Below are 5,796 nucleotides of genomic sequence, written 5' to 3' on the forward strand. Positions count from 1 at the left end.
GTGATCGACGTCTCCAAATTGTCCGGAAGCGCCGTCAAGTTCGGCGCCACGATCACGGTGGCCGACGAAGATACCGACGAAGAGACGACGTACCAGATCGTCGGCCAGGACGAGAGCGACATCAAGGCCGGCTTGCTGTCGGTCAACTCGCCGCTGGCCCGCGCCCTGATCAACAAAACCGTCGGCGACATGGTGGAGGTCCCCACCCCCGGCGGTTCGAAGAGCTACGAGGTCGTAAAGGTCGAGTTCCGCTGATACGGGCTTGGTCGGTCACTCGGCTGAAATGAAAAATGCGGGCCTTGGCCCGCATTTTTGTTTTGGAGGATTGTGACAATCAGTTGACGGTACATCTCACCACAACAACGTGCTGCAATTAAGGAGTAGGCGGCGGAACCGCCTACTCTTCCTCCTCCAGTTCGTCCTCGTCCGGCAGGTCGCCGATCTCGGTGTCGATCGGAACGCCGGGCTGCGACTTGGACGTTCGGATGGCGAGGGCCGACTTGACATGGCTGACATTGGGGGCGCTGGTCAGCTTGGTCGTCAGGAAGCGCTGGTAGGAATCCCAGTCCTCCGCGACGATCTTCAGCAGGAAATCCGTCTCGCCGGCGAGCATGTTGCACTCGCGCACCAGCGGCCAGCTATTGACCAGCTCCTCGAATTTCTTTAGGTCCGCTTCGGCTTGGCTTGTCAGCCCGACATGGGCGAACACGGTCACGCCATAACCGAGGGCTTCGGGGTTGATATCGGCATGGTAGCCACGGATGAAACCAGCCTCTTCCAGGGCACGGACGCGCCGCAGGCAGGGTGGAGCCGAGATGCCGGCACGCCGCGCGAGTTCGACGTTGGTCATGCGACCATCGGCCTGAAGGTCGCGCAGAATGCGCCGGTCAATCCGGTCGAGTTTGACTCGCCGCATGGTTTTCTCTTGTAGCCTCTAGGGATGAATTGGAAAGGATATTACACAGACCACTGGTTTACGCCAAGTCCAAGCCGCCTTACAAGTGCGAAACTTTATAATAGGCGGAATGTGCTATTCCCGACCACGGCCCCGTCACCGGTCAGCAACGAAGAAGGCCCGCGATCGTGCAAAATCTAACCTGCTGGGTTGTCAGCGACGGCAAGGCCGGCATGGAAAACCAGTGCATCGGACTGGCCGAGGCGGTCGGCATCACCCCGGTCATCAAGCGAGTGACGCTGCGCACGCCGTGGAAGCAGCTCAGCCCGTTCTTCCGGCTGGGACCGCGGCACTCGACCGCGCCCGGCAGCGACGCGCTGGAGCCGCCGTGGCCCGACCTGCTGATCAGCTGCGGCCGTGCCGCCGTGACGCCGGCCCTGGGCGTCCGGCGCGCCAGCCGGGGCAAGACCTTCGCGGTGCATCTCCAGGACCCGCAGATCCCGCCGCGCCTGCTCGATCTGGTCGTGGTGCCGGAGCACGATCGCCTGCGCGGCCCCAACGTCATCACGACGCGCGGCGCGCTGCACCTGATCACGCCGGATAAGCTGGCGGCGGCGGCGGAGCGGCTGGGGCCGGCTTACGAGCACCTGCCGCACCCCCGGATCGCCGTGCTGATCGGCGGCACCAACAAGCTGTTCCGCATGACCCCGGTCATCATGGGCGACGTGGCGGAGAAGCTGGCGAACCTCGCCAAGCAGCACGGCGCCGGTCTGCTGGTCACCCCGTCGCGCCGGACCGGCGCCGACAACGAGGCGATCCTGCGGGCGCGCATGGCCGACGTGCCGTCGGTCGTCTGGGACGGCAAGGGCGAGAACCCGTACTTCGCCTTCCTGGCGCTGGCCGACGTGATCGTCGTCACCAGCGACAGCGTGTCGATGGTGTCGGAAGCCTGCTCGACCGGCAAGCCGGTCTACATCATCGAGCTGGACGGAGGATCGCCCAAGTTCCAGACCTTTCACCGGGCGCTGAAGGAAGCCGGGATCATCCGGCCGTTCACCGGCGAACTCGACCACTGGAGCTACGAGCCGCCGGACGATACCGCCATCGTCGGCGCCGAGATCAGGCGGCGGCTGGAGGAGCGGACGGGGCAGCGGATCGAAGCACCCAGGCGGGCTGGCTGAAAGCGTCCGGTTGACGGGGGAACCCTCCCTGCCCATGTTCAAGCGGCCATAAGTTACGATCCGTTCCATCCATTTCAGATCAGAATCCGGGGCTTTCATCGCATGCCTGCTCATCATCATTCCAAGGTCCTGATCATCGGCGCCGGCCCGGCCGGCTACACCGCCGCGATCTACGCCGCGCGCGCCAACCTGAAGCCGATCCTGGTCCAGGGCTTGCAGCCGGGCGGGCAGCTCATGATCACCACCGACGTCGAGAACTTTCCGGGGTTCGCCGACGTCATCCAGGGTCCCTGGCTGATGGAGCAGATGCAGAAGCAGGCCGAGCATGTCGGAACGGAGATGTTCTTCGACGTCATCACGGAGGTCGATTTCTCCAAGCGCCCGTTCGAGGCGAAGGCCGACAGCGGCGACCTGTATACCGGCGATACCGTGATCATCGCGACCGGCGCCCAGGCGCGCTGGCTGGGCCTGGAGAGCGAGCGCACCTACGCCGGCGCCGGGGTATCCGCCTGCGCCACCTGCGACGGCTTCTTCTTCCGGGGCAAGGAGATAGCGCTGGTCGGCGGCGGCAACACGGCGGTCGAGGAAGCGTTGTACCTGACCAACCACGCGTCCAAGGTGACGGTGATCCACCGGCGCGACCAGTTCCGCGCCGAGAAGATCATGCAGGAAAGGCTGTTCCGCAATCCGAAGATCGAGGTGGTCTGGGACACCGTCGTCGACGAGATCCTGGGCGAAGGCGGCGACGATTCGCCCAAGGCCGTTACCGGCCTGAAGCTGCGCAATATCAAGACGGACGCGGTCTCGACCCTGCCGGTCGAAGGCGTCTTCATCGCGATCGGCCACGATCCCGCGACCAGGATCTTCCAGGGGAAGGTAAAGACCGATCCCGAAGGCTATATCCTGACCGCTCCCGATTCGACCGCTACCAACGTGCCGGGCGTGTTCGCGGCCGGCGACGTCAAGGACAAGATCTACCGGCAGGCGGTCACGGCGGCCGGAATGGGCTGCATGGCGGCGCTGGAAGCGGAGAAGTTCCTGGCCGAACACCAGGGATCGCCGGAGGAGGCGCTTCGTGAAGCGGCAAATCCGCAGATGATCGGTGCCTGGGAATGACCGGACCGGATGGGGCAAGGGGTCTTCCCCTTGCCCGAAACTGGCATTTTCGTGACGGTTGACCAGGAATCATGCTTTTTCAGGCCTAACTGGCGTGGCCTTGCCGTACGGCGCGGTATATCATCGCAGGGCCGGCAGCGCCGCCGGCCAAGACGATGCGACGGACGGGTTTCCTCCGTTCGCCGATGAACGGGACGATTCATGGACTGGGATAAGCTTCGGGTCTTCCACGCGGTGGCCGAAGCCGGCAGTTTCACTCATGCCGGCGAAAGCCTCAATTTAAGTCAATCCGCTGTCAGCCGACAGATCAGCGCGCTTGAGGAAAGCCTGAACGTGCCGCTGTTCCACCGGCACGCGCGCGGTCTGATCCTGACCGAGCAGGGCGAATTGCTCAACAAGACGGCCCGCGACGTCTTCGCCAAGCTGTCGATGACCGAGGCGATGCTGACGGAGAGCCGCGAGCACGCCAAAGGGCCGCTGAAGATCACCACCACGGTGGCCTTCGGCACGACGTGGCTGACGCCGCGCGCCCGCGAGTTCCTTCAGAAGTTCCCGGACATCCAGCTTTCCCTGCTGCTGGACGACACGGAACTCGACTTGGGCATGCGCGAAGCCGACATCGCCATCCGCATGACGCAGCCCAGGCAACCCGACCTGATTCAGCGTCACCTGATGACGATACGGTTCCACGTCTACGGCCATGTCAGCTACCTGAAACGTAAAGGCGTGCCCAAGACGGTCCAGGAACTCGACAATCACGACCTGATCGCCTACCCGACGGACATGCGCGCCCCGATTTCCAACATCAACTGGCTGCTGGACGCCGGCGACCCGCCGCAGGGCACCCGGAACCCCATCATGCGCGTCAACAATGTATACGCGATCTTCAAGGCGGTGGAGAGCGGTTTGGGCATGGCCGCATTGCCGGATTACATGGTCGAGGGCAGCCGCGACATCGTCCGCGTCCTGCCGGAACTGAACGGTCCCAAGGTCGAGACCTACTTCGTCTACGCCGAGGAACTGCGTCATTCCAAGCGCATCGACGCGTTCCGTGACTTCCTCGTGCGCAAAGTAGCGGAGACAGCTTTCTGAGCGAATCGTTGCGTTTCAAAGCCATGCGGAAGGTGCATGGGCGCTTCCTCGAATCATGCATGGAATCTGAGCAGCAAATGACCAATTAATTGGCTGTGGATATTGCGATGCAATATTCGCTGTTTCGCCCTGGACCTCGTTCAGGGTTGGGTCTTCGGACTCAGCGTCTCCCAGACGTGAAGCCTCCCTGTTCAACTCGCCCGCAAGTCGTTCGATTTGCGGGCGTTCTTTTTGAGCAGCGCCATTCGCCGCGTGAAATCGGCCTGTCCAGCCGGCATATAGCGGGCTTGCGGGACTTCCCTGGATGGAAAAGAGGCGGGATCGATGAGGACGCTGATCATCGATAACTATGACTCGTTCACCTACAACGTTTTCCATCTGCTGGCTTCGGTGAACGGCTGCGAGCCGCTGGTCGTCCGGAACGACGAGTTGTCCTGGGACGCGTTGCAGCGGCTGGACTACGACAACGTCGTCCTGTCGCCCGGTCCGGGCACGCCGGAGCGGGATACCGATTTCGGCATCTGTGCCCGGCTGATCCGGGAAGAGACGGCGCCGGTCCTTGGCATCTGCCTGGGCCACCAGGGGATCTGCCATGTCCTTGGCGGCGGTGTCGAGCGGGCGCCGGTCCCCATGCATGGCCGCGTCAGCGGCATTCATCACACGGGTTCCGGACTGTTCCAGGGCTTGCCGGCACCGTTCCGCGCCGTGCGCTACCACTCGCTGGTGGCGGTCCCGCCCCTGCCCGCCGGGCTGCGGTCGACAGCCTGGACGGAGGACGGCCTGATCATGGCGGTCGAGCATGAAGCCCGGCCGCTGTGGGGCGTGCAGTTCCATCCCGAATCCATCCTGTCGGAACATGGCGATGCCCTGCTGCGGAACTTCCGGGACCTGACGGCGCGATACGCCGCCGGCCATTCGGGCGGCAGGCCACGGGCAAGCCGGAACGCGGCGAAGGCGACGCAGCGCCTGGCGGAAGGTCCTGCGGCATGGCGTCTGCAATACCGGCGCATCGGCGGCGCGGTCGATCCGGCCGCGGCGTTCAGGCTGCTGTTCGCCAAGTCTCCCAACGCTTTCTGGCTCGACGGCGCCGCTTTGCCGGCAGGCGGCTTCTCCTACATGGGAGACGACGGCGGGCCTAACGCATCCGTCCATTCGCACCGATCGGGCACGATGCCCGGTCCGGATGAGGACATCCTGGCTTTCGTCCAGCGGCGGCTGGCCGGCATCGATATCGACGCGCAGCAGGCCCCTTTCCCGTTCAAGGGCGGGTTCGTCGGTTACCTGGGGTACGAACTGAGGACGGGAGACGGCTGGCAGGCGACGCATTCGTCGCCGCATCCCGACGCGCAACTGGTCTTCCCCGGCCGTTTCCTGTGCTTCGATCATGACGAAGGGACAGTTTACGCGGTCACGGTGGCGCCGGAGGGAGGCGACCCGGAACTCGACTGGCTGGAGAGCTGCGCCGCCATGCTGGAGAGGCTGGAAGCCGATGAGGGTCCGACGGATGAGCGG

The 5,796-nt window shown here is 64.2% G+C and carries 6 protein-coding genes; 5 read left to right on the forward strand and 1 reads right to left on the reverse strand.

All coding sequences use genetic code 11. From position 1 onward, the window contains the following. The coding region (locus tag AC5JJ6_RS38320) for a GreA/GreB family elongation factor (RefSeq protein ID WP_496047072.1) at positions 1–255 on the forward strand (255 nt) is incomplete at its 5' end. A 142-nt stretch (positions 256–397) separates the two neighbouring features. On the opposite strand, the gene AC5JJ6_RS38325 is transcribed toward AC5JJ6_RS38320, so the two are convergent. After that, complete coding sequence (locus AC5JJ6_RS38325) at positions 398–916, reverse strand: Lrp/AsnC family transcriptional regulator (RefSeq protein WP_496047073.1); 519 nt, start codon at positions 914–916, stop codon at positions 398–400. 167 nt (positions 917–1,083) lie between these two features. Between AC5JJ6_RS38325 and AC5JJ6_RS38330 the strand changes: the two genes are divergently transcribed. From AC5JJ6_RS38330 to AC5JJ6_RS38345, 4 genes are all read left to right on the forward strand, one after another. Beyond that, entirely contained in the window at positions 1,084–2,076 is a 993-nt protein-coding gene (locus AC5JJ6_RS38330; RefSeq protein WP_496047074.1) for a mitochondrial fission ELM1 family protein, read from the forward strand. A 102-nt stretch (positions 2,077–2,178) separates the two neighbouring features. Further along, positions 2,179–3,192 (forward strand): thioredoxin-disulfide reductase, encoded by a 1,014-nt coding sequence (gene trxB, locus AC5JJ6_RS38335; protein WP_496047075.1) that lies wholly within the window; start codon positions 2,179–2,181, stop codon positions 3,190–3,192. A gap of 201 nt (positions 3,193–3,393) precedes the next feature. Beyond that, positions 3,394–4,284 carry a LysR family transcriptional regulator gene (locus AC5JJ6_RS38340; RefSeq protein WP_044430046.1) on the forward strand — a complete coding sequence of 297 codons (891 nt, stop codon included), beginning with the start codon at positions 3,394–3,396 and terminating at the stop codon, positions 4,282–4,284. A gap of 324 nt (positions 4,285–4,608) precedes the next feature. Next, positions 4,609–5,796: glutamine amidotransferase-related protein (locus AC5JJ6_RS38345; RefSeq protein ID WP_496047076.1), on the forward strand; the 1,188-nt coding region annotated here is incomplete at its 3' end.

The sequence above is a fragment of the Skermanella sp. genome, from assembly GCF_059503625.1.

What these genes read in the sequence shown, in the direction of transcription:
- AC5JJ6_RS38340 (WP_044430046.1), top strand. Translation starts at nt 3,394, where the DNA reads ATGGACTGGGATAAGCTTCGGGTCTTCCACGCGGTGGCCGAAGCCGGC.
- trxB (WP_496047075.1), top strand. Translation starts at nt 2,179, where the DNA reads ATGCCTGCTCATCATCATTCCAAGGTCCTGATCATCGGCGCCGGCCCG.
- AC5JJ6_RS38325 (WP_496047073.1), bottom strand. Translation starts at nt 916, where the DNA reads ATGCGGCGAGTCAAACTCGACCGGATTGACCGGCGCATTCTGCGCGAC.